Annotated in this window: 21 protein-coding genes and 1 tRNA gene; 14 read left to right on the top strand and 8 right to left on the bottom strand. The window is 65.5% G+C overall.

Features of this window, described 5'->3' with window-relative positions; translation table 11 throughout:
• Positions 1-978 (top strand): adenosine kinase, encoded by a 978-nt coding sequence (locus FYJ91_RS20280; RefSeq protein ID WP_181008611.1) that lies wholly within the window; start codon positions 1-3, stop codon positions 976-978.
• Here the strand turns inward: FYJ91_RS20280 and FYJ91_RS20275 are convergent.
• Complete coding sequence (locus tag FYJ91_RS20275; RefSeq protein ID WP_149524151.1) at positions 975-1,964, bottom strand: bile acid:sodium symporter family protein; 990 nt, start codon at positions 1,962-1,964, stop codon at positions 975-977. The genes FYJ91_RS20280 and FYJ91_RS20275 overlap by 4 nt on opposite strands.
• A gap of 169 nt (positions 1,965-2,133) precedes the next feature.
• On the opposite strand from FYJ91_RS20275, the gene FYJ91_RS20270 reads away from it, so the two are divergent.
• The gene (locus FYJ91_RS20270) at positions 2,134-3,735 is read left to right on the top strand and encodes a response regulator (RefSeq protein ID WP_149524150.1); all 1,602 of its coding nucleotides are present in this window, start codon (positions 2,134-2,136) and stop codon (positions 3,733-3,735) included.
• Positions 3,736-3,904: 169 nt separating this feature from the next.
• Positions 3,905-4,924: a glycosyltransferase family 2 protein gene (locus FYJ91_RS20265; RefSeq protein ID WP_149524149.1), complete on the top strand. Its 1,020-nt coding sequence runs from the start codon at positions 3,905-3,907 to the stop codon at positions 4,922-4,924.
• On the opposite strand, the gene FYJ91_RS20260 is transcribed toward FYJ91_RS20265, so the two are convergent.
• From FYJ91_RS20260 to FYJ91_RS20245, 4 genes are read right to left on the bottom strand one after another with little or no spacing between them, the layout of a single operon-like run.
• The gene (locus FYJ91_RS20260) at positions 4,917-6,473 is read right to left on the bottom strand and encodes an oligosaccharide flippase family protein (RefSeq protein ID WP_149524148.1); all 1,557 of its coding nucleotides are present in this window, start codon (positions 6,471-6,473) and stop codon (positions 4,917-4,919) included. The two genes, FYJ91_RS20265 and FYJ91_RS20260, sit on opposite strands and share 8 nt — an antisense overlap.
• On the bottom strand, positions 6,470-7,393 hold the full coding sequence (locus tag FYJ91_RS20255) for a glycosyltransferase family 2 protein (protein WP_149524147.1): 924 nt from the start codon (positions 7,391-7,393) through the stop codon (positions 6,470-6,472). The genes FYJ91_RS20260 and FYJ91_RS20255 overlap by 4 nt, the downstream gene beginning before the upstream one ends.
• Positions 7,390-8,517 carry a glycosyltransferase family protein gene (locus FYJ91_RS20250; RefSeq protein ID WP_149524146.1) on the bottom strand — a complete coding sequence of 376 codons (1,128 nt, stop codon included), beginning with the start codon at positions 8,515-8,517 and terminating at the stop codon, positions 7,390-7,392. Before FYJ91_RS20250 ends, FYJ91_RS20255 begins: the two co-directional genes overlap by 4 nt.
• A gap of 7 nt (positions 8,518-8,524) precedes the next feature.
• Positions 8,525-9,274 carry a queuosine precursor transporter gene (locus tag FYJ91_RS20245; RefSeq protein WP_149524168.1) on the bottom strand — a complete coding sequence of 250 codons (750 nt, stop codon included), beginning with the start codon at positions 9,272-9,274 and terminating at the stop codon, positions 8,525-8,527.
• A gap of 58 nt (positions 9,275-9,332) precedes the next feature.
• On the opposite strand from FYJ91_RS20245, the gene FYJ91_RS20240 reads away from it, so the two are divergent.
• The 3 genes from FYJ91_RS20240 to FYJ91_RS20230 all read left to right on the top strand — a co-directional run bounded on the left by FYJ91_RS20240 (position 9,333) and on the right by FYJ91_RS20230 (position 10,468).
• Positions 9,333-9,409, top strand: a tRNA-Arg gene (locus tag FYJ91_RS20240).
• 124 nt (positions 9,410-9,533) lie between these two features.
• On the top strand, positions 9,534-10,181 hold the full coding sequence (locus FYJ91_RS20235) for an alpha/beta hydrolase (protein WP_149524145.1): 648 nt from the start codon (positions 9,534-9,536) through the stop codon (positions 10,179-10,181).
• A 14-nt stretch (positions 10,182-10,195) separates the two neighbouring features.
• Positions 10,196-10,468, top strand: coding sequence for a hypothetical protein (locus FYJ91_RS20230; RefSeq protein WP_149524144.1), 273 nt, complete (start codon positions 10,196-10,198; stop codon positions 10,466-10,468).
• Here the strand turns inward: FYJ91_RS20230 and FYJ91_RS20225 are convergent, their stop codons facing one another.
• Complete coding sequence (locus FYJ91_RS20225; protein WP_149524143.1) at positions 10,469-11,545, bottom strand: tyrosine-protein phosphatase; 1,077 nt, start codon at positions 11,543-11,545, stop codon at positions 10,469-10,471.
• 143 nt (positions 11,546-11,688) lie between these two features.
• Between FYJ91_RS20225 and FYJ91_RS20220 the strand changes: the two genes are divergently transcribed.
• The 8 genes from FYJ91_RS20220 to FYJ91_RS20185 all read left to right on the top strand — a co-directional run bounded on the left by FYJ91_RS20220 (position 11,689) and on the right by FYJ91_RS20185 (position 19,738).
• Positions 11,689-12,732, top strand: a complete 1,044-nt coding sequence (locus FYJ91_RS20220; RefSeq protein ID WP_149524142.1) for an NAD(P)H-dependent amine dehydrogenase family protein — start codon at positions 11,689-11,691, stop codon at positions 12,730-12,732.
• A 21-nt stretch (positions 12,733-12,753) separates the two neighbouring features.
• The gene (locus tag FYJ91_RS20215; protein WP_149524141.1) at positions 12,754-13,977 is read left to right on the top strand and encodes a threonine synthase; all 1,224 of its coding nucleotides are present in this window, start codon (positions 12,754-12,756) and stop codon (positions 13,975-13,977) included.
• A gap of 206 nt (positions 13,978-14,183) precedes the next feature.
• Entirely contained in the window at positions 14,184-15,815 is a 1,632-nt protein-coding gene (locus FYJ91_RS20210) for an ABC-F family ATP-binding cassette domain-containing protein (protein ID WP_149524140.1), read from the top strand.
• A 43-nt stretch (positions 15,816-15,858) separates the two neighbouring features.
• Positions 15,859-16,275, top strand: coding sequence for a hypothetical protein (locus tag FYJ91_RS20205; RefSeq protein WP_149524139.1), 417 nt, complete (start codon positions 15,859-15,861; stop codon positions 16,273-16,275).
• 54 nt (positions 16,276-16,329) lie between these two features.
• Positions 16,330-17,004, top strand: a complete 675-nt coding sequence (locus FYJ91_RS20200; RefSeq protein ID WP_181008610.1) for a TetR family transcriptional regulator — start codon at positions 16,330-16,332, stop codon at positions 17,002-17,004.
• An 80-nt stretch (positions 17,005-17,084) separates the two neighbouring features.
• Complete coding sequence (locus FYJ91_RS20195; RefSeq protein WP_149524137.1) at positions 17,085-17,552, top strand: nuclear transport factor 2 family protein; 468 nt, start codon at positions 17,085-17,087, stop codon at positions 17,550-17,552.
• Positions 17,552-18,478: an SDR family NAD(P)-dependent oxidoreductase gene (locus tag FYJ91_RS20190; protein ID WP_149524136.1), complete on the top strand. Its 927-nt coding sequence runs from the start codon at positions 17,552-17,554 to the stop codon at positions 18,476-18,478. Before FYJ91_RS20195 ends, FYJ91_RS20190 begins: the two co-directional genes overlap by 1 nt.
• A gap of 159 nt (positions 18,479-18,637) precedes the next feature.
• Positions 18,638-19,738: an alcohol dehydrogenase catalytic domain-containing protein gene (locus FYJ91_RS20185; RefSeq protein WP_246152779.1), complete on the top strand. Its 1,101-nt coding sequence runs from the start codon at positions 18,638-18,640 to the stop codon at positions 19,736-19,738.
• Here FYJ91_RS20185 and FYJ91_RS20180 read toward each other — a convergent pair.
• Both FYJ91_RS20180 and bla read right to left on the bottom strand, forming a co-directional pair.
• Positions 19,735-20,829, bottom strand: coding sequence for a glycerophosphodiester phosphodiesterase (locus tag FYJ91_RS20180; RefSeq protein WP_149524135.1), 1,095 nt, complete (start codon positions 20,827-20,829; stop codon positions 19,735-19,737). The two genes, FYJ91_RS20185 and FYJ91_RS20180, sit on opposite strands and share 4 nt — an antisense overlap.
• A complete protein-coding gene (gene bla / locus FYJ91_RS20175) occupies positions 20,829-21,746 on the bottom strand; it encodes a subclass B3 metallo-beta-lactamase (protein ID WP_149524134.1) in 918 nt (305 codons plus the stop codon). Before bla ends, FYJ91_RS20180 begins: the two co-directional genes overlap by 1 nt.
• Positions 21,747-21,809: the final 63 nt, after the last annotated feature.

Below are 21,809 nucleotides of genomic sequence, written 5' to 3'. Positions count from 1 at the left end.
TTGACCACCACCCGCTACGACGTTCTCGGTATCGGCAATGCGATCGTCGACGTGATCGCCCATGCCGACGAAGCCTTTCTCGAAACCCACGGCATGCCCAAGGCGTCGATGACGCTGATCGACGAGGAGCGCGCCGAGGCGATCTACCAGGCAATGGGCGCGGGCGTACAGGTGTCGGGCGGTTCGGCCGGCAACACGATCGCGGGCGTCGCGTCGCTCGGCGGCACTGCCGCCTATATCGGCAAGGTGAAGCAGGACGTGCTGGGCGATGTCTATCGCCACGACATGCGCGGGATCGGCGTCGATTTCGAAACGCCCGCCGCGACAGACGGCCCGGCGACCGCACGCTGCCTGATCCTCGTCACGTCCGATGCTCAGCGCACGATGAACACCTATCTGGGCGCGTGCGTGAACCTTGGGCCGGATGATATTGACGAGGCGCTGATCGCCGAGGCGTCGATCGTCTATCTGGAAGGCTATCTGTTCGACAAGGATCTGGCCAAGGCCGCCTTCCGCAAGGCCGCCGCCGCCGCGCACAAGGCGGGCCGCAAGGTTTCGCTGACGCTGTCCGACAGCTTCTGCGTCGATCGCCACCGCGACGATTTCCTCGCGCTGATCGACACCGACATCGACATCCTCTTCGCCAATGACGACGAGATCCGCTCGCTTTACCAGACCGACGATATCGACGCGGCAGCGGCCAAGGTCGCGCAATCGGTGGATATCGCAGCGATCACGCTGGGCGCCGAAGGCTGCCTGATCGTCGGCAATGGCGAGACGATCCGTGTCCCCGCCGCCAAGGCCAACCAGGTCATCGACACGACAGGCGCGGGCGACCTGTTCGCCGCCGGCTTCCTCTACGGCGTCGCGCGCGGGCTTCCGCTTGCCGAATGCGGCCGTCTGGCGGGGATTGCTGCGGCCGAAGTCATCTCGCACTTCGGCCCGCGGCCCGAGACGCCGCTCAACACGTTGATCTAAGCGTCACCGGGCTCCAACTCTGCGCGGTATCGCCCGGCGATCACCGCGCAGACGAACAATTGGAGCTGGTGGAAGATCATCAGCGGCAGGATCAGCACGCCGACGACGGCGGGCGCGAACAGGGCGCCCGCCATCGGCACGCCCGAGACCAGGCTTTTCTTGGAGCCGCAGAACAGCAGCACGATCGCATCCTCACGCGGCAGGCCGGCGCGCCGCGCCATCAGGATGTTCACGCCCATCACGAGCGCCAACAGGATGGCGCTCAGCGCCAGGATCGTGACGAGATCGAGCGGCGAAACTTTCTGCCAGATCCCCTGCACCACCGCCGCCGAAAAGGCAGTATAGACGACGAGCAGGATCGACGAACGATCGACCGGCTGGAGTAGCTTCTTGTGGCTGTCGACCCAGCCGCCGATCCACGGCCTCAGCAGATGCCCCGAAACGAACGGCAACAGCAGCTGGACGACGATATCGCCTACCGCGTCGATCGAAACCTCGTGCCCCGCCCCGCCGACATTCATGAGCAGAGCGACCAGCAGCGGCGTGATGACGATGCCCGTCAGGTTGGAGAGCGACGCGCTGCACACCGCGGCAGGCACGTTCCCGCCTGCCATCGCGGTGAACGCGATCGATGATTGTACGGTCGACGGCAGCAGCGAGAGGAACAGCAGGCCCGCCAATATCTCCGGCGACGCCATCGGCCGCGCGAAGATCGAGAGACCCAGGCCAAGGATCGGGAACAAGACGAAAGACGAAGCCATCACCAGCAGATGGAGCCGCCAGTTCCCAACCCCCGCTACGATCGCCGCGCGCGAGAGTTTGGCGCCGTGCAGAAAGAATAGCAGCACGATCGCGGCATTGGCGAGCCAGTGAAATACGGAGACGCCGGCGCCCCGCGCGGGCAGCAGCGATGCCGCCACGATGGTCGCGATCAGCATCAACAGGAAGGGATCGACGCGTTTCAGGGTTTGCAGGATCAGGCGCATCGGCCAGCCATCGGATAGCGGGGGCGAAGCGTCAACTCCCCAGCTTTGCTTCGCATACCGACAATATCTTTTACATATTGTAACATATGTCACCGTATTCCCACTATCGTTGAGCAGCGACGGCTTTGCCGCTACCGTTTGCGTTTCCGGTAGGAGGGGGCCGGTCCCGATGGTCGACATTGTCCGCGAGATGCTAGCCGGCAGCTACGCGCCGCATGGCTATTGCCTGTTGTGGCAGCCCTGGCTGGTGTGGACGCACACCGTGTCCGATGCACTGATCGCTGGCGCCTATTTCTCGATCCCGCTGGCGCTGATCGCGTTCGTCCGGCGACGGCGCGACGTGGCGTTCGGGGGCATATTCTGGCTGTTCGCCTTGTTCATAACCGCATGCGGCGCGACCCATGTCATGAACATCTGGAACCTGTGGCACGGCGATTATGCCGCCGAGGCGATCGTTAAAGCCGTGACGGCGATGGCATCGGTATCGACCGCGATCATCCTGTGGCCACTCCTCCCGCGGGCGATCGCGTTGCCCTCGCCCGCCAGACTCGCCGAAGCCAACACCTCGCTCAGCGCCCGCATCGTCGAACGCGATGCCGCGCTCGACGCGCTGCGTGCCGAGATCGAGGAGCGCGAAAAGGCCGAGGCAGCCTTGCTCCAGTCGCGCAAGATGGAAGCGGTGGGTCAGCTGACCGGTGGCATCGCGCACGATTTCAACAATCTGCTGCAGGTGGTGGCCGGAAATCTCGAGTTGATCGCGCGCAAGGTGAAGGAAGATACGAACCTTACGCGCATGTCCACCAACGCGCTCAGCGCGGTCGACCGTGGAAAAAGGCTGACGGGGCAATTGCTCGCCTTCTCGCGATTGCAGCGGCTGGAGCTCAAGAATTTCGACCTGGTCCCGCTGATGCGCGAGGCGCGCGAATTGCTGGCCCGCACGATCGGCCCGTCGATCACGATCGACGTCGACGTACCGACGGAAGAAGCGCTGGCGATCGGAGATCGCGTTCAGCTCGAGCTCGCAATCCTGAACCTGGCGATCAACGCGCGCGATGCGATGCCCGATGGCGGGCGCCTGCGGATCGGCATACGCCACGAAAGTCTTTCGGGCCGCGACGATGTCGAGGATGGCGATTATGTGGCGATCGACGTCAGCGACACCGGATCGGGGATGTCGGCCGAAACGGCGTCGCGCGTTTTCGAACCTTTCTTCACCACCAAGCCGGTCGGCAAGGGATCGGGGCTGGGATTGAGCATGGTGTTCGGCATGGCGCGCCAGAGTGGCGGCACCGCGGAGATCTGGTCCGAACTGGGGCGCGGCACCACCGCCACCATCTATCTGCGCGTGGCGCGCGGGCACGAGATTTCGACGCTCCGGCCCGAAGCCGCCGATCCGCGCGACGTGGCACAGCTGGGCGGCCTGCGCGTCCTGATCGTCGATGACGAAGCCGAGGTGCGCGACGTCCTGGCCGCGATGCTGGAGGAATTCGGCTGTGCCGTGGTCGAGGCGAGCGGCGGCAAGGAGGCGCTGGCCATGATGGAGGCCGAAGACCCGGAGGCGATGGTGATCGATTTCGCGATGCCCGGCATGAACGGCGCCGACGTGGCGCGCGAGGTGCTGAAAGTCCGCCCCGACATGCGGATCGTTTTCGCGACCGGCTTCGCGCAGTCCGAGGCGATCGACGCGGTGATGGGCGACGATGCCGTCGTGCTGCGCAAACCGTTCGGCCCGGCTACTTTGGCCGAGGCGCTGGCGAAGGCGGTGGGGTGAACCCAATTGATTCCTCCCCCGCCAGGGGGAGGTGTCAGCATAGCTGACGGAGGGGGAGGAAACGGGACGCTCGTTCCGTCCTCCCCCTCCGTCGCCTTCGGCGCCACCTCCCCCTGGCGGGGGAGGATTTTTGACTGACTCGCACCTCGCCAACCGCTAAATCCCCAACATGAGGCCAGACACCGACACACCGCGCGTCAGCGTCCTGATGGCGGTCTATAACAATGCCGCCTATCTGCCCGCCGCGATCGAATCGATCCTGGGGCAGAGCTTCGCCGATTTCGAGTTCCTGATCGTCGACGACGGATCGACCGACGGATCGGGCGCGATCATCGATGGCTATGCGGCGCGCGACCCCCGCATCCGCGCGATCCATCAGAACAACCGTGGCTTCATCGCCAGCCTGAACCATATGCTCGGCGAGGCGCGCGGCGAACTGATCGGACGGATGGATGGCGACGATCGCTGCACGCCCGACCGGATCGAGCGGCAGATCGCGTTTCTCGACGCGCATCCCGATTACGGCGTGGTCGGCACCCAGACCTGCTATTTCGACGATACGGGCCGCGAATGGCCGATGGCGCGCGCCTACCCGCTCGATGACGCGGCGTTTCGGGTCGCGCTTGCCACGCCCTATACCCCGCTGATGAATCACGCGAGCGTGCTGATGCGCGCAGAGCTGGTCGCCCAGGTCGGCGGCTATCGCCCGCAATTCCGCTATTGCGAGGATCTGGACCTCTGGCTGCGGCTCTCGCGGGTGACGAAGCTGGCGAACCTGCCCGACGCTCTCACCTATTATCGCCAGCACCCTGGGCAAGTGAGCGACCGTAACCTGGCCGTGCAGACCGCGTGGGCGGCGATGGCGTGGATCAGCGACGAGCAGCGCAAGGCCGGAGAGCGCGACACGCTGGGCGCGATCGATCCGCTGCCGGGGCTGGACGGGCTCGGCGCGGTCGATGCCATCACCGGGCGGCCGGGCGACAGCCAGCGGGTGCGCGCATCGGTGATCGAGCGGATCGAATATCCGACGAGCGCGCTGGCGGGCCCGGGCTTCCGCGTGTTGATCGACTATATCGGCGCAGGCGGGCGATTGCCCAAAGGCTGGCATATGGTCGCACGGCTCGTCCAAGCGCGGCGATGGCGCCACGCCGCGCGGCTCGCCACGGCCTTGCTGCGCGAAACTATGTAAGGCGGCGCTTCAGCCGAGCGCTGACAAGATCGATCACCCGCTGTTCCGGCCCCGCCGGTCGGCCGACGATGTGCCAAAGCGCCAGCTGGACGATCGCGGACACCACCAAGGTCGCGATGCCGATCGAACCACCGGTCAACAGGGCGGGCAACACCCCGATCGCTTCGGGCGCGCGCCAGGCGAAACCGCTGAGATACAGCAACGCCACCGTGACGATCCCTGTCAGGACGATCCGCAACAGGCCGCCGCGCGCCTTCCCCCAGCCGACATCACCCAGCCGCCGAACCTGGATCACGAACAGACTGGCTTCGACAAAATTGGTGCAGACCGATGCGACCGCAATCAGTTCGGGCCGCTTCGTGTACATTGTCGCCGCGCTGAGCACCGCGACCTTGACCGCCGCGCTCATCGCCACGACCTCGAAATTCTGGCGCACACGCCCGCTGGCGAGCAGGATCGTGGTGCACACATAGCTGAACGGCGCGAACAGGCAGGTGAAGGCGAAGATCGCCATCAGCGGCTGCGCGGCGGTCCATTTCGATCCGAGCAGCACGTCGACCACATAGCCCGACGTCGCAGACAGCCCGATCGTGAGCGGGGCGATACCCAGCATCAACAGGGTGACGATCGGCAGCGACATGTTCACCACCTCGCCATCGCGGCCCCGCGCGCGCGCCACGCCGGCGAACAAGGCGGCGGCGGCGGGGGCGACGAGTTCGGTGATCGGCAGGGTCGCGATCTCCATGCCGAGCAGGTAGGTGCCCAGCGCGGCCGCGCCGAAGGCCGGGCCGATGACCACCGGATCGACCCGGTCCCACACCATCGACGCAAGCCCGCTCAGCCACGTCCAGAAGGAGAAGCCGATCAACTCGCGCCACCCCTCCAACGAGAAACGCGGCCGATAGGGGTGCGCGACATAGGTCATGATGAGACGCAGCAACTTGCCCGCGACGATCCCGATCACGAGCGTCCAATAGGACCGCAGCGTGAAGGCCAGGATGATCGTGATGACCACCTGCAACAGCCGGGGAATCGCGAGCAGGCGAAACTCCATGTCGAAGCGCATTTCACGCCGGAACTCGACGATGCCGATATTCTCCAGCCCCGAGATGATCGATCCGAGCGCGAGCGGCATCATCAGCAGGAACAGCCGCGGTTCGTTGAACCAGACGCTGGCAGGCCAGGCGAGAAGCATCGTGACGACCGCCGTCGCGATCCCGCGCAACAACTGAAGCGAGAAGGCCGCGTTGAGCAGTTTCTTCTCGTAGCGCGGATGGCGGACCAGCGCGTCGATCAGCCCCATTGTCGAGACCGCATCGATCGCGCTGGAAATGACGGTCGCCATCGCCACCAGACCGAAATCACCGGGCGCGAGCAGGCGGGCGAGGATGAGCGTGCTGAGCAGCCCCACCAGCCGGGTGGTCATGCGCCAGCCCACCATCCAAACCGCGCCGAGGATCGTCTTGCCGGTCAGTGAAGCGACCGCCGCCTCTTCGGGTTCGGGCAGCGGCTCGGGCGCCGGGGGCATCTCCAGCGGCGGATTGCTCATGCCGTGCGCCGCCAAGCCGCCAGGAATTTGCGTGCCGGCAGGCGCGGAGCGATCAGCGCGATCAGATAGCCCCGCACCAATGCGCCTGCCATCGTCGGCAATGCACGCCGGCCGCGATTGTCCCGGTGCGCATGGTGCTTGGCAATCAACCGCAGCGCCGCACGCCCCGCATAGACCATTCCGAAATATTTCATCAGGAGCTGCATATAGCCCCGATAGAAAAGACGAATGAACGTCTGGCTGTTGGGACCGCCCGTCAGCGCCGAACTGTCGTGCAACAGGGTGATGCCCCGGACGTAGTGGATCGGTATCGCTTCCATCTTGAGGCGCATGCAGAAATCGGTGTCTTCCCAATAGACGAAGAAGCGTTCGTCCAGCAGGTCGATCGTGTCGGTCACGGCCCGTGTAATCCCCAGGCAACAGCCGGACGCGAAATCGACGATGCGATGATCCGGCTCGTCAGGACTGTCGGCCTCTTCATGGATGCTCTTGAAGATCCAGTCATTGTTGAAGTGGCCGCCCGCATACCAGGCATGATCGGGGTCGCGCAGATACAGGATGCGCGGGGCGATGACGTCGGCCTGATGATGGTCGCGCGCGTCGAGCAGGTCTTTCAGGAATTCGGGTTCGAATGCCGTATCGTTGTTGAGCAGCATCATGAATTCGCTGCCCAGCGACAGAGCGTGGCGCAGCCCACGGTTCGTGGCGCGGGCAAAGCCCGTGTTGGTCGCGTTGCGCAGGACGACGATACGCGGATCGCCCAGTGCCTCGAGCCGGTCGGCGCAGCCGTCGCTCGATGCGTTGTCGACGGCGATCAGCCGCCATTGGACCCCCTGTTGGCCGACCAGGCTCGCCACGAAGCGATCGAGCACGTCGCCGCTGTTGAAGAGGACGGTGACGATGTCGACAGCATTGCTCATCGCGTCAGATCATCGCGGATTAGCGGCGCGAGCGCGGCAGGCGTGCGCGTTGCCGCAGCCGCGCGCAGATGCGCGCGGAACGCCGCGTGGCGCGCGGGATCGGCGATGGTGTCACCCGAGAACAACAAGGTCTCCATCTCCTCCATCGCGCCGCAGATGAACCCGATATCCCCCGTCTCTTGCGCGATCGTTCGCGCCGCGGGCAGGTTCAGCGCCATAATCGGACGGGCGGTGGTGACGCAATCGAGCAAAGTGCCGCTCGCCGAAAGTTCGTAGGGCGCGGCCAGCGGTAGCAGGACATAATCGACCGCACACAGCGCCGCGATATAGGCCGCGCGATCGAGCGGGGCGGCAGGAAGATCGACGACGTCGGCCGCGTCGCTGAAATCCTCCATCTGGAAGCCGATCAGGCTGAAACGATAGCGCGCGCTCTGCGCAGTCACGCGGCGGACGAGTGCGACGAATTCGTGGAAATTCTTCCGCCGCGTCGCCGCCCCCAGGAAGGCGATGCGGATCGGCCGATCGGGATCGAGCGGGGTGCCATCGTCGCGCTCATCCTCATTGATCGGATGCGGCCAGACGAGGAAGCGATCGGCGCCCGGCACACCCAGCCGCATCGCGGCGTCCTTGATCGAAGGTTCGAGGACGATCAGCCGCACCCTGTCGCTGCGCGCGACGCGCATTCCGGTGCGATAATCGATCAACCGGTGGCGCGGATCCTTCGATCGCCAGCCGACCGCATAGACGAGATTGCCGTGCAGCACGACGAACAGCCGCACGCGCAGAAACGCCCACAGCACCAGCCGGATCGCGAAGAAGGTCTCCCCCGCCGACGACAGCAGCAGCACGCGATCGGCGTCACTTTCGCGGATCGCGATGCGCAGCGCGCGCCACTGCGCGACGATGCGGCCGACACTCTGGCCACCGGTGGCGGGCACGTCGATGTCGATCGTGCGCAGCCTCGCCGGCAGCGGCCCGAGTTGCTCGACATGCGCGCGATGCTCGGGCGTCGACGCGAAGCAGATCGGCTCGTTCGGAAAGGCAAGCGCGGTCGCGCGGATGATCGCGGCGTTGAACGGCGCGTGATCGAACCCCGCATAAGTCGGCTCGACGATGCAGATCATGGAGCCGCTAGATCTTCGTCGCGAATGGCGTGAAGTCGGTCGACTGATCGTAGATGTCGACGCCTTCACGCTTCTTGAGGAAGCCGACGACGAGATAGGTGAGCGGGGTGAGGATCACCTCCCACGACACTTTCAGGATCCACTGGGTCGCCAGCACCTTGATGACGAGCGCATTCGTCCAACCCGCAGCGCCCCAGAAGGCGAGCGGGTAGAAGATCAGGCTGTCGACCCCCTGCCCCGCAATCGTCGACCCGATCGTGCGCATCCACAGATGATCGCCCTTCGACCAGACCTTCATCTTCGCCATCACGAAGCTGTTGACGAACTCGCCCGCCCAGAAGGCGCAGATCGATGCGATCACGATTCGTCGCACCTGCCCGAACACGGCTTCGTAGGATGCCTGGCCCGTCCAGTCGGGCGCGGGCGGAAGCGCCACGACGACCCAGCTCATCAGCGCCATGAACAGCAGTGCCACCGTCCCCACCCAGATGCAGCGCCGCGCGCGGGTATAGCCGTACACTTCGGTCAGTACGTCGCCGAGCACATAGCCGATCGGGAAGAACAGGATGCCCGCGCCGAACGGCCACGGCCCGATCCCCGGCAGATCGATGATCGCGACCTTGCCCGCGCCCAGCACGTTCGAGAGCAACAGGATGGTGACGAATGCCGCCATCATGAAGTCGAAATAGCGCAGCGGGCGGCCCGCCAGTTGGGCGGCATCGACGGCGTCGGGTGTGTCGGGCGAAGCGGCGGTCATTTCGGTAGAGTAGCGCGGTTCCATCCCCGCGCAATCCACGCTATGCGGCCGCCAGCGCGCGCCCGTAGTTCAACTGGATAGAGCACGAGCCTTCTAAGCTTGGAGTTGCAGGTTCGAGTCCTGCCGGGCGCGCCATAACAACAACGTCGCGGAACCGTCCGCCGCCTTCAGGGCGTTCATCGAACTTGCTGGCGGGCGACGGGGAGCCGCAGAGCAGCTAGGCTCGCCTCCGACCCGACATAAGGAAAAGGATAGACCCTTGCTCGATGGCCCCCGCCTCGCCCCACTCTCCGGCTCCAAACCGAACGCCCTCGTCATCCTGATCCACGGTTACGGTTCGAACGGCGACGACCTCATCTCGCTCGCCGCGATGATCCAGCCGGCGTTGCCCGACGCGGCCTTCGTGGCGCCCAACGCCCCCTCGCAGATCCCGCGCATGGCCGCCGCACACCAGTGGTGGCCGATCGAGACCTTCTCGATGGCCGAGCGCGCCGCCGGCGCGGCTTCGGCGGCGCCGGAGCTGGATGCCTTCGTCACGCAAGAACTGGACGCGACAGGACTGTCGAGCGACCGCCTTCTCCTCGTCGGCTTCAGCCAGGGAACGATGATGGCGCTGCACGTCGGCCTGCGCCGCCCGGATCCGATCGCGGGCATCGTCGGCATTTCGGGGATGCTCGTCGCACCGGATCGGCTTGAAGCGGACATCCGCAGCCGGCCGCCCGTCCTTTTGATCCACGGGACCGAGGACGACGTCGTACCGTTCCGATCGATGGACCTTGCCGCGACCGCGCTGACGGCGGCCGGCGTGCGGGTGGAAACGCACGCGTCGCCGGGCGTCGCACATAGCGTCGGTCAGGACGGGCTCGTCGCGGCGACCGAGTTCGCCAGGCGCTCTCTATTGCCCTGACGATTGGAAGGCGGATGGCCAAGAAAAAACGCTACCTCATCGCCACGATGGCGGACGGTTACGTCAAGACGATAGGGCCGACGGCGTCGCCCTTCACCCATTATTGGCGGATCGTCGCCTATCGGGGCGAAGGGAAGCCCGAGGTGTTCTGGGGGCATGCCAAGTCACTGAAGGAAGCGACCGGCCGAAAGGCGGCGATTGCCGAAGCGGCGAAGCAGCGCGGGTGGGATCGGTACGATTATGAGGTCGTCGAACTCATCGAAGCCGATTCACCACCCGCCCCGTAATCACTCCAGATAGGTCGCGCGCAGCGTCGCGATGTCGGCGGCGCTGACGCCCAGCTTCTTGTCCAGATAGCCTTCGACCGAGCCATAATCCTTGTCGATCTGATCGAGCGCATAGGTGATGAACGGCGTGCCGTCCGGCATGTAGAGCGGGTTGGCCGGGCGGACCGGCGCATCCTTGGGCCGAGCGAACATCTGCGCGGCGGCGTTGTCCGGATAGGCGGCCGGATCGAACCAGGGCATTTCCCATTCGGGGTGCCGGTTCGGCGTGGACAGCAGATAATCCGCCTTGATCACGTCGCGCGATACGCCGAGCGCCGAGAGGACGAGCGCGGTGGCAAGTCCGGTGCGATCCTGCCCCGCCGAGCAATTGTAGGCGAGCGGGCCGGAGCGATCGAGCAGGCGATCGAACAGCAGCTTCATCTGCGGCGCGAGCATATCGGGCATCTTGCGATAGAGCGCGTCGCCATTGGTGGGCATCGCGTTTGCCGGCGTGCCCGTCGCCTTCATCGCATTGGTGATCTGCGCCATCGAATAACCGATCGCGTTATAGGGCACGCCATAGATGCGCGACGGTGCGAGCTGTCGCTCCTCCGACGAGCGCAGGTCGACCATGTTGGCGAGGTGGAGGCCCGACACCTGCTGCACGTCGGCGTCGCTCAACAGCGGGGTCGCGCCGGATCGGAAGATCATGCCCCATTTGACATGCTTGCCGCCCGCCGCGGCATAGCCGCCGACGTCGCGGAAGTTGGAGCCCTGCGCGAGCGGGAGGACGCGTTCGGCGACGCGGATCGCATCGCCGCTCTTATGGTCGCGCAGCAGGAAATAGGCGCGCTCGCCCGGGCGGACGGTCTGTTCGTGGGCGCCGTCGCGATCGTCGGGCGAGACGAGGGTAGATGCCTTTGCAGTCGCGTCGGCATGATCGGACATCAGCACGTCGGCGCCGTTCGCATCCTTCCAGCTGATCCGCACCTTATCGGGCGCGACGCGGGTGACGGTCGCATCGGTGGGCGCCGCGGCAATAACGGGCAAAGGTATGGCGGCAAGGAGCAGAACAGCCAATCGGCCAGTGATGCGCATATGAGTCCCCTAATTTGACGGTGATCGCCTCATCCGCCCGATCGGCGACAATGTGATGACGAACCGTCCCGCGTTTCGTGCTGTTGTCACCCCTCCATGGGCCATGTAATCGATCGTTTACAAGATAAGTTCGGGAGAGAGACATGGCCTATCGCGTCATCCAGTGGACCACCGGCAATGTCGGCCGGCGATCATTGCGCGCGGTGATCGAGAACCCGCTCTACGAGCTGGTTGGCGTCTATTCGCATGGCACGTCGAAAGTGGGGAGGGACGCAGCCGAATTGTGCGGGTTGGATACGCCCACAGGCGTGCTCGCGACAAACGATGTCGAGGCGCTGTTCGCGCTGAAACCCGACGTGTGCGTCTATAATCCGATGTGGTCGAACGTGGACGAACTGTGTCGTATCCTGGAAGCGGGCATCAACATCGTCGCGACCGCCGCCTTCATCACCGGCCGGTGGATGGGCGAGGAGGAGCGCGCCCGCATCCGCGCGGCCGGCGAAAAGGGCGGCGCCACCCTGTTCGGATCGGGCATGAACCCCGGCTTCGCCAACATGATGGCAATCGTCAGCAGCCAGGTGTGCAACCGCGTCGATCAGGTGCGCGTGCTCGAATCGGTCGACTCGACCGGCTATGACAGCTGGGAGACCGAGGTGAATGTCGGTTTCGGCAAGCTGCCGGGCACGCCGGGCCTGGTCGAGGCCGCCGCCAAGACGACCGAGGTGTTCAGCGACGCGGTCGAGCTGACCGCCGACGCGCTGGGCGTGACCCTCGACGAGATCACGTTCGACATCGATTATGCGGTGGCCAGCGCCGACAACGAGCTGGGTTACGCCACGATCCGCAAGGGCGAGATCACCGCGGTCGACGGCCGCTGGCGCGGGAAGGTGGGCGGGAAGGACCTGATCGTCCTGCGCTTCCAGTGGCTCAAGGGACCGAATGTCGAGAACGGCTTCGACATCAAGCATGGCTATTTCATCGACGTGATCGGTATGCCGACGGTCCACACCCACGTCCTGCTCGTCCCGCCCAAGGACTGGAACGAGGAAAACTATATGGGCCTGGGCATGATCATGACCGCAATGCCGGCCGTAAACGCGATCCCGCATGTCGTGGCGGCGAAACCCGGCATCGTGATGCAGCACGAACTGCCCGCCTATGGCGCGAAGGGGTTCGCGCGCGGCTGACACTCACGCTAAAGCGGCGGCATGAACGAGAATCTTTCCGCCGATCGGCCCAGCTTCGTCACCCACCTCGAATGCTCGATGACGGGGGAGCGATATGAGGCGGACAAGCTTCACGGCCTGTCGAAGGTCGGCCGTCCCCTCCTCGTACGCTACGATCTGGAGGCGATCGGCAAGGCGGTGTCGCGTGACGAGATTGCGGCGCGGCCGACCGATTTGTGGCGGTGGCGCGAGTTGCTGCCGGTGCGACACACGAAGGACATCGTCTCGCTGGGCGAGATCGAGACGCCGCTGGTACCGATCCCCGCAAGCGGCGGCGCGAATGTGCTGGTGAAGGACGAAGGCCGCCTGCCGACCGGGTCGTTCAAGGCGCGCGGGCTGGTGATGGCCGTATCGATGGCGAAGGAGCTTGGTGTCACGAAGATCGCGATGCCGACCAACGGCAATGCGGGCGCGGCGCTGGCCGCTTATGCCAGCCGCTGCGGGATCGAGACGATCGTGCTGTGTCCGGAGGATACGCCCGAGATCAACGTGCGCGAGATCGCGCTGCAGGGCGCGAGGGTGTGGCGGGTCAACGGGCTGATCGACGATTGCGGCGCGATCGTCGGCAAGGGCGCGGCTGAGGGGCGCTGGTTCGACTTTTCGACCCTGAAGGAGCCGTATCGGATCGAGGGCAAGAAGACGATGGGGCTGGAACTGGCCGCGCAGTTCGGCTGGGAATTGCCCGATGCAATCTTCTACCCCACCGGCGGGGGCACCGGCCTGATCGGCATGTGGAAGGCGTTCGACGAGCTGGAGAAGCTCGGCTGGATCGGCAGCAAGCGGCCGCGCATGTATGCGGTGCAGGCGTCCGGCTGTGCGCCGATCGTGAAGGCTTATGATGACGGCGTAGAGCATGCCGATCGCTGGGAGAATTCGCACACGGTGGCGGCGGGCATCCGCGTGCCCAAAGCTGTCGGCGACTTCCTGATCCTGCGCGCGGTGCGCGAGAGCGGCGGCAAGGCGATCGCGGTGGATGACGATGCGATCCTGAAGGCAGTCGACGATACCGCGCGTCAGGACGGGCTACTACTGTGCCCCGAGGGCGGCGCGACGCTGGCGGCCTATCGCGCCGCGCTGGCCGACGGGCTGGTGAGCGAAAGCGAGACGGCGGTGCTGTTCAACTGCGCGACGGGGCTGAAATATCCGATGCCCGAGGCGACGAACTGGCTGGATCGCCACGGCGAGGTGGATTTCGACCGACTCTAATTTCCGATCGTCATTGCGAGTGTAGCGAAGCAATCCATTCCGAACTGCGGACTGGATTGCCGCGTCGCCGTCGGCTCCTCGCAATGACGAGGGTTTACGGGAATAGGTCGGGAGCCTATTCTGCTTCCTCCGCCATCGAAGGATTTTCGCCATGGATTTCTCCCCAACCGCATCGCCCATCTGCCTTGCCGTTCCGGGAATCCACCATGTCCGCTTCGATCGCCCTTTCCGATATCAGCTGGTCCGCGCCTGACGGGACCAGAGTTCTCGACCGACTGACCATCGCCTTCGGTCAGGAGCGCGCCGGGATCGTCGGGCGCAACGGGGTCGGGAAATCGACTTTGCTGCGGCTGATCGCGGGTGACATCCAACCGACCGGCGGGCGCATCAGTATCGACGGGCGGATCGGGGTGCTGCGACAGATTGTCGACGTCGACCCGCAAGAGACTATCGCCGACCTGTTCGGCGTGCGCGACGCGCTGGCGCTGCTGGCGAAGGCCGAGGCAGGTGAGGCAACGGTCGACGAACTGGCCGAGGCCGACTGGACGATCGAGGCGCGGATCGACGAGGCGCTCGCGTCGGTGAAGCTGGCGGCCGATGCGGGCACGCGGCTCGCCACCCTGTCGGGCGGGCAGAGGACGCGCGCGGCGCTGGCGGCGGCGGTGTTTGCCCAACCCGACATGCTGCTGCTCGACGAGCCGACCAACCATCTCGATCGCAACGGACGCGAGGCGGTGATCGATCTGCTGCGCGGCTGGCGCACGGGTGCGATCGTGGTGAGCCATGACCGCGAACTGCTGGCCGCGATGGATGCGATCGTCGAACTGACCAGCCTCGGCGCGACGCGATATGGCGGCAATTATGATGATTTTGCCGAGCGCAAGGCGATCGAACTGGCGGCGGCCGAACATGACCTCGCCACCGCCGAGAAGCGCGTTTCCGACGTCGCGCGACAGGCGCAGGCAACGCGCGAACGCCAGCAGCGCCGCGACGCCGCCGGTGCGCGCAAGGGAGCGAAAGGCGACATGCCGCGCATCCTGATCGGGCTGCGCAAGGATCGCGCGGAGGGCACTGGCGGCGGCAATGCGCGCCTCGTCGAGCGGCAGGCTAGCGATGCAAGCGAGCGACTGGGCGTGGCGCGCGATCGGATCGAGGTGCTGGAGACGGTGCGGGTCGACCTGCCGTCGACGGGCCTCGCACCAGGGCGCGTCGTGCTGGCGCTGGAGAGCGTGACCGGCGGATATGATCCGGCACACCCGATCCTGCGCGACATCGACTTCACGATCGCGGGGCCGGAGCGGGTGGCGGTCGTCGGCCCGAACGGATCTGGCAAGACGACGTTGATCGATCTGCTGACCGGTCGATTGAAGCCCGTGTCGGGCGAGGTGCGGCGCCCGGTACGGATGGCGTTGCTCGATCAGAGCGCCAGCCTGCTCGACCCGGCGATCGGCGTCGCCGACAATTTCGCCGCGCTCCATCCGGGCAGCGACGCCAATGCCGGGCGGGCGGCGCTCGCGCGGCTGGGGTTCCGGGGCGATGCAGCGCTGCAGAGTGCGGGGAGCCTGAGCGGCGGGCAGGCGCTGCGCGCGGCGCTGGCCTGCGCGATCGGGATCGATCCGCCGCCGCTGCTGATCCTCGACGAGCCGACCAATCACCTCGATCTCGATTCGATCGCCGCGATCGAAGCGGGCCTGCGCATCTATGACGGCGCTCTGATCGTAGTGAGTCATGATACCCGCTTCCTCGACGCGATCGGCATCACGCGACGGCTGGTGCTGGATGGCGAAGGGGGCTTGCGCGACGAGCCGGTCAGCCCCAATTCAGGTGCTGCACGGTAAAGCGTGCAATTCCGGGGTCGCACCACGGAGAAGGACGATCGCCATGCGCATCATTTCCACATTGATCCTCACCGCTGCTCTGGCCGCGACGGCCGTCTCCGCCGCGCCGGAGCCGACCAAGACGCAGGTGCGGGGCGAAGCGCGCCTCACCAAGCTGCTCGAAGGGCGCACCGCGGGTACGCCGGTGAATTGCATCAACCTGCGCGACATCCAGCAGACCCAGATCATCGACGGCACCGCGATCGTCTATCGCGTCAGCGGCAACAAGCTGTACGTCAACCGGCCGGTGCATCCGGGCACGCTCGACGACGACGACATCCTGATCACCGACACCCGCACGCCGCAGCTGTGCAACATCGACACGATCCGCCTGATGAGCCGCATCAGCCGTTTCCCGAGCGGTGTCGTGTTCCTGAACAAGTTCGTGCCCTACACCAAGGCGCCTGCTCCCAAATCCTGATGCGGTAAGCCTTACCGCATTGCCCCGGTTCGTCCGCTGGGGCACATGCGGGATATGGGGAAGCAACAGTCAGAGCGGCCGGCGCGTCGCGAACGCGGTTCGATCAGCGCCGAGGAGATCATCGCGGGCGCGCTGGCGCTGGCAGAGGCGGAGGGGCTCGACGCGCTGTCGATGCCACGTCTCGGCCGTGCGCTCGGCATCGGCGTGACCAGCATCTATTGGTATTTCGATAATAAGGACGCGCTGATCGACGCGATCACGATCGAGGCCGCGCGCCGACTCCACGACCTGATCACGCCGCCCGAGGCCGGCGCATGGCAGGACCGGGTCGAACAACTTTACTGCCGGATGCGCGATGCGCTGCGCGACAACGACCTGCTGTGCGACCTGCTCTACATGCGCGGCAGCCGGCTGGGCGAGAATGCGCTGGTCCACCTGTGGCCCGAAGTCGAGCTCAACCTGACCAAGATGACCGCGGCGGGGTTTACAGCCGAAGCGGCGCTGCGCGGGTTGGTGGCCTTGTCGCTCTACACGCGTGGCGCGGTGGTGTTGGAGCGACAGATGCGGCGTTCGGGAATCGATCCGGCGACGCCGACCCCGGTGCCCGCGGACTTCCCATTGCTGTCCGCCGCCGCCGAGCAGCAGAATATGCGCGGCGTGACCGACGACGCCTTTCGCGCGCAGCTCCGCCTGCTGATCGACGGCCTCGCCGCCCTATCGGAAAAGTGACGATCGCGACTTATCGAAAGGTTTACTATAAGCGATTCGCTTGATAGCCTTCCTCCAGCATAAGGAGAGGGCAAAGCCGAATGAGCGACGACATCAAACAATGGGCGGGGCCGATCGCGCCGCCCGATCCGGCCAAGCTGGCGGACATCTATGCGATCAGCCAACTCGCCAAGGTCTATGCGCTGGGCACCGACATGCGCGATCCCGATCTGGTGCTGAGCTGTTTTGCCGAGGACGGCCTGGGCGAAGGCAAGATGGGATCGGCGCCACTGCACGATTATCTGCGCGCCACTTATAAGGGCGCGGCCGGATTCGAGGCCACCCAGCACACGATGCTGAACCAGCACGTCACCGTCGACGGGGATGACGCGACAATGTGGACCTATGCGGTCGCCTATCACATCCGCCCCGCCGGCGATCCCGACGGCAACCTGACCGTTGGCGTCCAGTATCGCGACAAGGTGCGTCGCACCGACAAGGGCTGGATCATCTATCGCCGGCGCGCGGTGATGCAGTGGTCCGAAGGCAAATTTCCGGAGATGAAGTGATGGCGAACAAGGTAGCATTCATTACCGGCGCGAGCCGGGGCATCGGCAAGGCCTGCGCGATCGAACTGGCCGACGCGGGTTATGACGTCGCGATCGTCGCGCGCACCGTGACCGAGGGCGAACAGCGCGAGCATTCGTCCACGCTCAAGGCGTCCGATCTGTCGCCGCTGCCCGGCAGCCTGGAAAGCACGTCCGCCGCGATCCGAGCCAAGGGCGTCCAGTGCATGGCGATCCAGGCCGACCTGCTCGACCTCGCATCGATCGGCGCGGCGGTGACGCAGGTGCTGGAACGCTGGGGCCGGATCGATCTGGTCCTCCACAATGGCCGCTATATCGGGCCGGGCCATATGGACCGCTTCCTCGAGACGCCGATCTCACTGCTCAAGCTGCAGATGGATGCCAATGTCTGGGCGCCGCTGACGATCAACCAGCTCGTTCTGCCCGCGATGATCAAGCAGGGGGGCGGCACCATCGTCAACATCACGTCGGCATCGGGCTATGGCGACCCGGACAAGCCCGCAGGTTCGGGCGGCTGGGGCATGGGCTATGGCCTGTCCAAGGGCGCGTTCCAGCGGATCGCAGGTTTCCTGAAGACCGAGTTGAGCGATCAGGGCATCCGTTGCTTCAACATCCAGCCGGGCCTGATCGCGACCGAGCGCATCGGGCAGGACATGGCGAAGTTCGGCATCAAGAATGACGGCGCGCCGATGGAGGTTCTGGCCAAGGTCACCCGCTGGCTCGCGACCGATCCGGACGCCGACCAGTTCAACGGCAAGAATATCGAGGCGCAGTTCTTCTGCCACGAAAAGGGCCTGCTGCCGGGTTGGGGCGGCCCGAAGATCCATACCAACAACATCACTTATGATGCGTCTGCAGCGAACCTGACGCAGCTGGAGAAGGAATTGCACGAGCGCCTGGGGGCGTGAGTGTTTGGGGTGGGGTGTCTTATGCCGCCCCACCCTCCCTTACCCCGTTCGTGTCGAGCGAAGTCGAGACACGGTCCCGCGCACCCAGCCAACGTGTCTCGACTTCGCTCGACACGAACGGATTTATGTGGACCTCTGCCCCCATAGGGAGAGGACAAGATGATGATCGAAACCCGCGCGGCCGTTTGCCACGCGCCCGACGCGGCGCTGACGATCGAGACGGTGCAATTAGCACCTCCCGGCCCTGGCGAGGTTCTGATCGAGATCTGCGCATGCGGCATCTGCCATTCGGACCATCATCAACGGCTGCGCGAACCACCGTCGGGCCTCTATCCGATCATCCTGGGCCATGAAGGCGCAGGCGTGGTTCGTGAGTGCGGGCCGGGCGTCGAAAGCGTGCGGCCGGGCGATCACGTCATCCCGCTGTCCATCGCCGAGTGCGGCGTCTGCGCCAATTGCCGATCGGGCCGCACCAATATCTGCGAAGCCTTCCTGGCCGACATGCGCGACAAGAGGCCGCGCTTCTTCCTGAACGGCGAACCCGTCGCGGTCATGTCCAACAACGGCGCCTTCGCGCAACATATGGTGATGCCCGAACGGCAGGTTGCGAAGATACGCGACGACGTGCCGCTCGACATCGCCTGTGCGATCGGATGCGCGGTCGCGACCGGGGTGGGCGCGGCGCTCCACACGGCGCGGGTCCGTGAGGGATCGAACGTGGTGATCTTCGGTCTGGGCGGCGTCGGCGTGAACGTGGCGCAGGGTGCGCGCGTGGCAGGGGCGAGCCGGATCATCGGGGTTGACGTCAATCCGGATCGGGGAGCGGCGGCGGCGCAGTTCGGCGTCACCGATTTCGTCGACGCGCGCGCGCATGGCGACCGGTTGGTCGATCATCTGCGCGCCCTCACCGGCGGCGGCGCGGACTATTGCTTCGAATGTGTCGGCGACGCCACCCTGATGAACCAGGCGATCGAGGTGTCGCACATCGGCTGGGGCATGTCGGTGCTGCTGGGCGTGCTCGATCCCAGCGCGACCTTGCCGGTCCCGCTGACATCGCTCCAGATCGGGCGGACCGTGACCGGATCCTATATGGGCAACATGCGCGGGCGGACGCAATTGCCGGGGCTGCTCGACCTCTATGTCGATGGCCGCATCCTGCTCGATCCCTTCATCACCCACCGCCTGCCGATCGGCCGGATCAACGAAGGGTTCGACCTGATGCTGAGCGGGCAGGCGTTGAGGGCAGCGGTGACCTTCTAGAGACCGTCGACGGCCGCGCGGCCGAGGGCCGGATCGTCGGTGAAGAAGCCGTCGATGCCGGCGGCAAGATAGCGGCGCATCTCGGCGACCGAACCCTTGGGATTGCGCGCGGCATCGCCCTGCCCGTCCTTGAAGTCGGCGGCGAGGAAGTCGTTTTCCGGGCGGAAGGTCCAGGGGCGGACGAGCAGGCCGGCGGCGTGCGCATCCTTCACCAGCGCGGTCGGCGCGGTGAGCTTGCCGTCCGGGCCGAGCGGGATGATCGCACGCACCGGCGGCCCCAGCACATCGGCATAGGTCGCGATTTCGGCGAGGCCCTTGGGTGTCAGCATGTCGAGGAAAGTCGTCTTGCCGCCCGCGGCCGCAACATCGGAGGGCGGATAGGGCACGTCGGCGACGAGTTGGAGCAGCTTGATGTTCGCCGGCTTGCCGATCTTTCCACGCAAATAGCGCAAATTGGCGACTTCGAAAGACTGAACCTCGACCGGCGCGGTCTTCGTATAAGCGTGCGCCGCGAGGGTGGCGAGGAAACGATCCTCGACCGGCAGGCCGGCCTTGGCGAAATAGGTCGAATGCTTGAGTTCGGGGACGAGGCCGATCGTGCGCCCGCGCGCCGCCGCTTCGGCCGCGACGAAATCGATCACCTCGTCGAGCGTGAGCAATTGGAACTGCCCGTCAAAGGACTGGCTTTCGGGGCGCAGCTTGCCCAGCCGCTCGATCGCGCGCAGCGTCTTGAGTTCGACAAGGGTGAAGTCTTCGGTGAACCAGCCGATCTGGCTCTGGCCGTCGATCGTTTTGGTCGTCTTGCGCGATGCGAATTCCGCGCGGGTGGCGACGTCGGTCGTCTCGGCGATGTTGTTTTCATGCCGGGCGACCAGCGCGCCGTCGCGGGTGGGCACAAGATCGGGTTCGACATAGTCGGCGCCGTCGGCAATCGCCTTGGCATAAGCCGCCAGCGTATGTTCGGGCCGAAGCGCCGAACAGCCGCGATGCGCGAAGACGGGCACCTTCTTGGGTGCCGCCGCGACGAGCGGCCCTGCCATTAGCAGAGCCGCCGTCGATGCCATCATCTGCCTGCGATCCAACGCGACCATCAGTCCCCTTTCGCAATCTTCTCGTTCAGCGCCTTTTCGAAGCGATCGGCATAGGCGCTGCACGATGCGGGATCGATGTAGGGGTTCGGATCGGACGATTTTGTGAACGCGGCATATTTCTCGTCCCCGCCCGACTGCATCGGATGCGCGGAGAACAGGATGTCGCACGGCAGCTTGCGCACCTTGGTAAGCGTCGCGCGGAAGGTGGCGACCCAGGGGGCATGCTTGCGATCGGAATATTTCCAGTCGGGCGCGGCGGTCGGGCTGAGGCTCGATCCGAACACGATGTTCTTGCAGACATCGCCTTCGCAATCCTTCCACGTCCAGCTCATGCTGCCGGCGGTGTGGCTGGGCGTGGCGACCGCGCGGATCGTCATGCCGCCGATCCGGATCGTCATGCCGTCGCGCAGGCCCAGCACCTTGGGCACGCCCGGATAGGTCGAAAGCCAGCTCGCCTGCGGATCGCTGGCGCTGCCCTTGCCCGTCCGCAGCTCCGCCGCGGCGGGGATGCTCGAAACCACGCGTGCGCCGCTGTCGCGCTGGAGCGCGGCGATGCCGCCGGCATGGTCGTAATGCGGTTCGGTGCTGAGGATGTACTTCACGTCCTTTATGTCGAAGCCGAGCGTACGGATGTTCGCTTCGATCCCGCGCACCGCCTGCGGCACCGCGCCATCGATCAGGACCAGCCCGTCGTCGGTCTTGATCAAAGCGACGGTAAGGCCGTCATAGCCCACAAGATATGTACGACCGAAGACCTTGATCGGCGTCTGCGGTGTCAACCACTGCTTGGCGAAATCGGCGCTGACGGGCGCGAGCAGCGGATCGTTCGCGTCGTCCTGCGTAGTCCCTTGCCCCCACGCCATCGAACCCAGCAGCGCGCCTGCAATCCCCACAGCCAGACCAATTCCGTTCCGCATTGCTTATTCCCCATCTGCCGAATGATGGGGAGAGGATGGCCTGTGCACTGCCAATCGGCAAAG

The organism is Sphingomonas montanisoli (assembly GCF_008274695.1).
GTDB lineage: Bacteria > Pseudomonadota > Alphaproteobacteria > Sphingomonadales > Sphingomonadaceae > Rhizorhabdus > Rhizorhabdus montanisoli.
Note: the sequence above shows the minus strand (reverse complement) of the source record. Positions and strands in the feature narration are given on the sequence as shown.

Excerpts from the sequence above, each read along its gene's own strand:
- FYJ91_RS20230 (WP_149524144.1), top strand. The coding sequence starts at position 10,196 with ATGGCCAAGAAAAAACGCTACCTCATCGCCACGATGGCGGACGGTTAC.
- FYJ91_RS20190 (WP_149524136.1), top strand. The coding sequence starts at position 17,552 with ATGGCGAACAAGGTAGCATTCATTACCGGCGCGAGCCGGGGCATCGGC.
- FYJ91_RS20195 (WP_149524137.1), top strand. The coding sequence starts at position 17,085 with ATGAGCGACGACATCAAACAATGGGCGGGGCCGATCGCGCCGCCCGAT.
- FYJ91_RS20250 (WP_149524146.1), bottom strand. The coding sequence starts at position 8,517 with ATGATCTGCATCGTCGAGCCGACTTATGCGGGGTTCGATCACGCGCCG.
- FYJ91_RS20265 (WP_149524149.1), top strand. The coding sequence starts at position 3,905 with ATGAGGCCAGACACCGACACACCGCGCGTCAGCGTCCTGATGGCGGTC.
- FYJ91_RS20215 (WP_149524141.1), top strand. The coding sequence starts at position 12,754 with ATGAACGAGAATCTTTCCGCCGATCGGCCCAGCTTCGTCACCCACCTC.
- FYJ91_RS20260 (WP_149524148.1), bottom strand. The coding sequence starts at position 6,473 with ATGAGCAATCCGCCGCTGGAGATGCCCCCGGCGCCCGAGCCGCTGCCC.
- FYJ91_RS20245 (WP_149524168.1), bottom strand. The coding sequence starts at position 9,274 with ATGACCGCCGCTTCGCCCGACACACCCGACGCCGTCGATGCCGCCCAA.
- FYJ91_RS20180 (WP_149524135.1), bottom strand. The coding sequence starts at position 20,829 with ATGGTCGCGTTGGATCGCAGGCAGATGATGGCATCGACGGCGGCTCTG.
- bla (WP_149524134.1), bottom strand. The coding sequence starts at position 21,746 with ATGCGGAACGGAATTGGTCTGGCTGTGGGGATTGCAGGCGCGCTGCTG.
- FYJ91_RS20275 (WP_149524151.1), bottom strand. The coding sequence starts at position 1,964 with ATGCGCCTGATCCTGCAAACCCTGAAACGCGTCGATCCCTTCCTGTTG.
- FYJ91_RS20225 (WP_149524143.1), bottom strand. The coding sequence starts at position 11,545 with ATGCGCATCACTGGCCGATTGGCTGTTCTGCTCCTTGCCGCCATACCT.
- FYJ91_RS20185 (WP_246152779.1), top strand. The coding sequence starts at position 18,638 with ATGATGATCGAAACCCGCGCGGCCGTTTGCCACGCGCCCGACGCGGCG.
- FYJ91_RS20270 (WP_149524150.1), top strand. The coding sequence starts at position 2,134 with ATGGTCGACATTGTCCGCGAGATGCTAGCCGGCAGCTACGCGCCGCAT.
- FYJ91_RS20205 (WP_149524139.1), top strand. The coding sequence starts at position 15,859 with ATGCGCATCATTTCCACATTGATCCTCACCGCTGCTCTGGCCGCGACG.
- FYJ91_RS20200 (WP_181008610.1), top strand. The coding sequence starts at position 16,330 with ATGGGGAAGCAACAGTCAGAGCGGCCGGCGCGTCGCGAACGCGGTTCG.
- FYJ91_RS20220 (WP_149524142.1), top strand. The coding sequence starts at position 11,689 with ATGGCCTATCGCGTCATCCAGTGGACCACCGGCAATGTCGGCCGGCGA.
- FYJ91_RS20210 (WP_149524140.1), top strand. The coding sequence starts at position 14,184 with ATGTCCGCTTCGATCGCCCTTTCCGATATCAGCTGGTCCGCGCCTGAC.
- FYJ91_RS20255 (WP_149524147.1), bottom strand. The coding sequence starts at position 7,393 with ATGAGCAATGCTGTCGACATCGTCACCGTCCTCTTCAACAGCGGCGAC.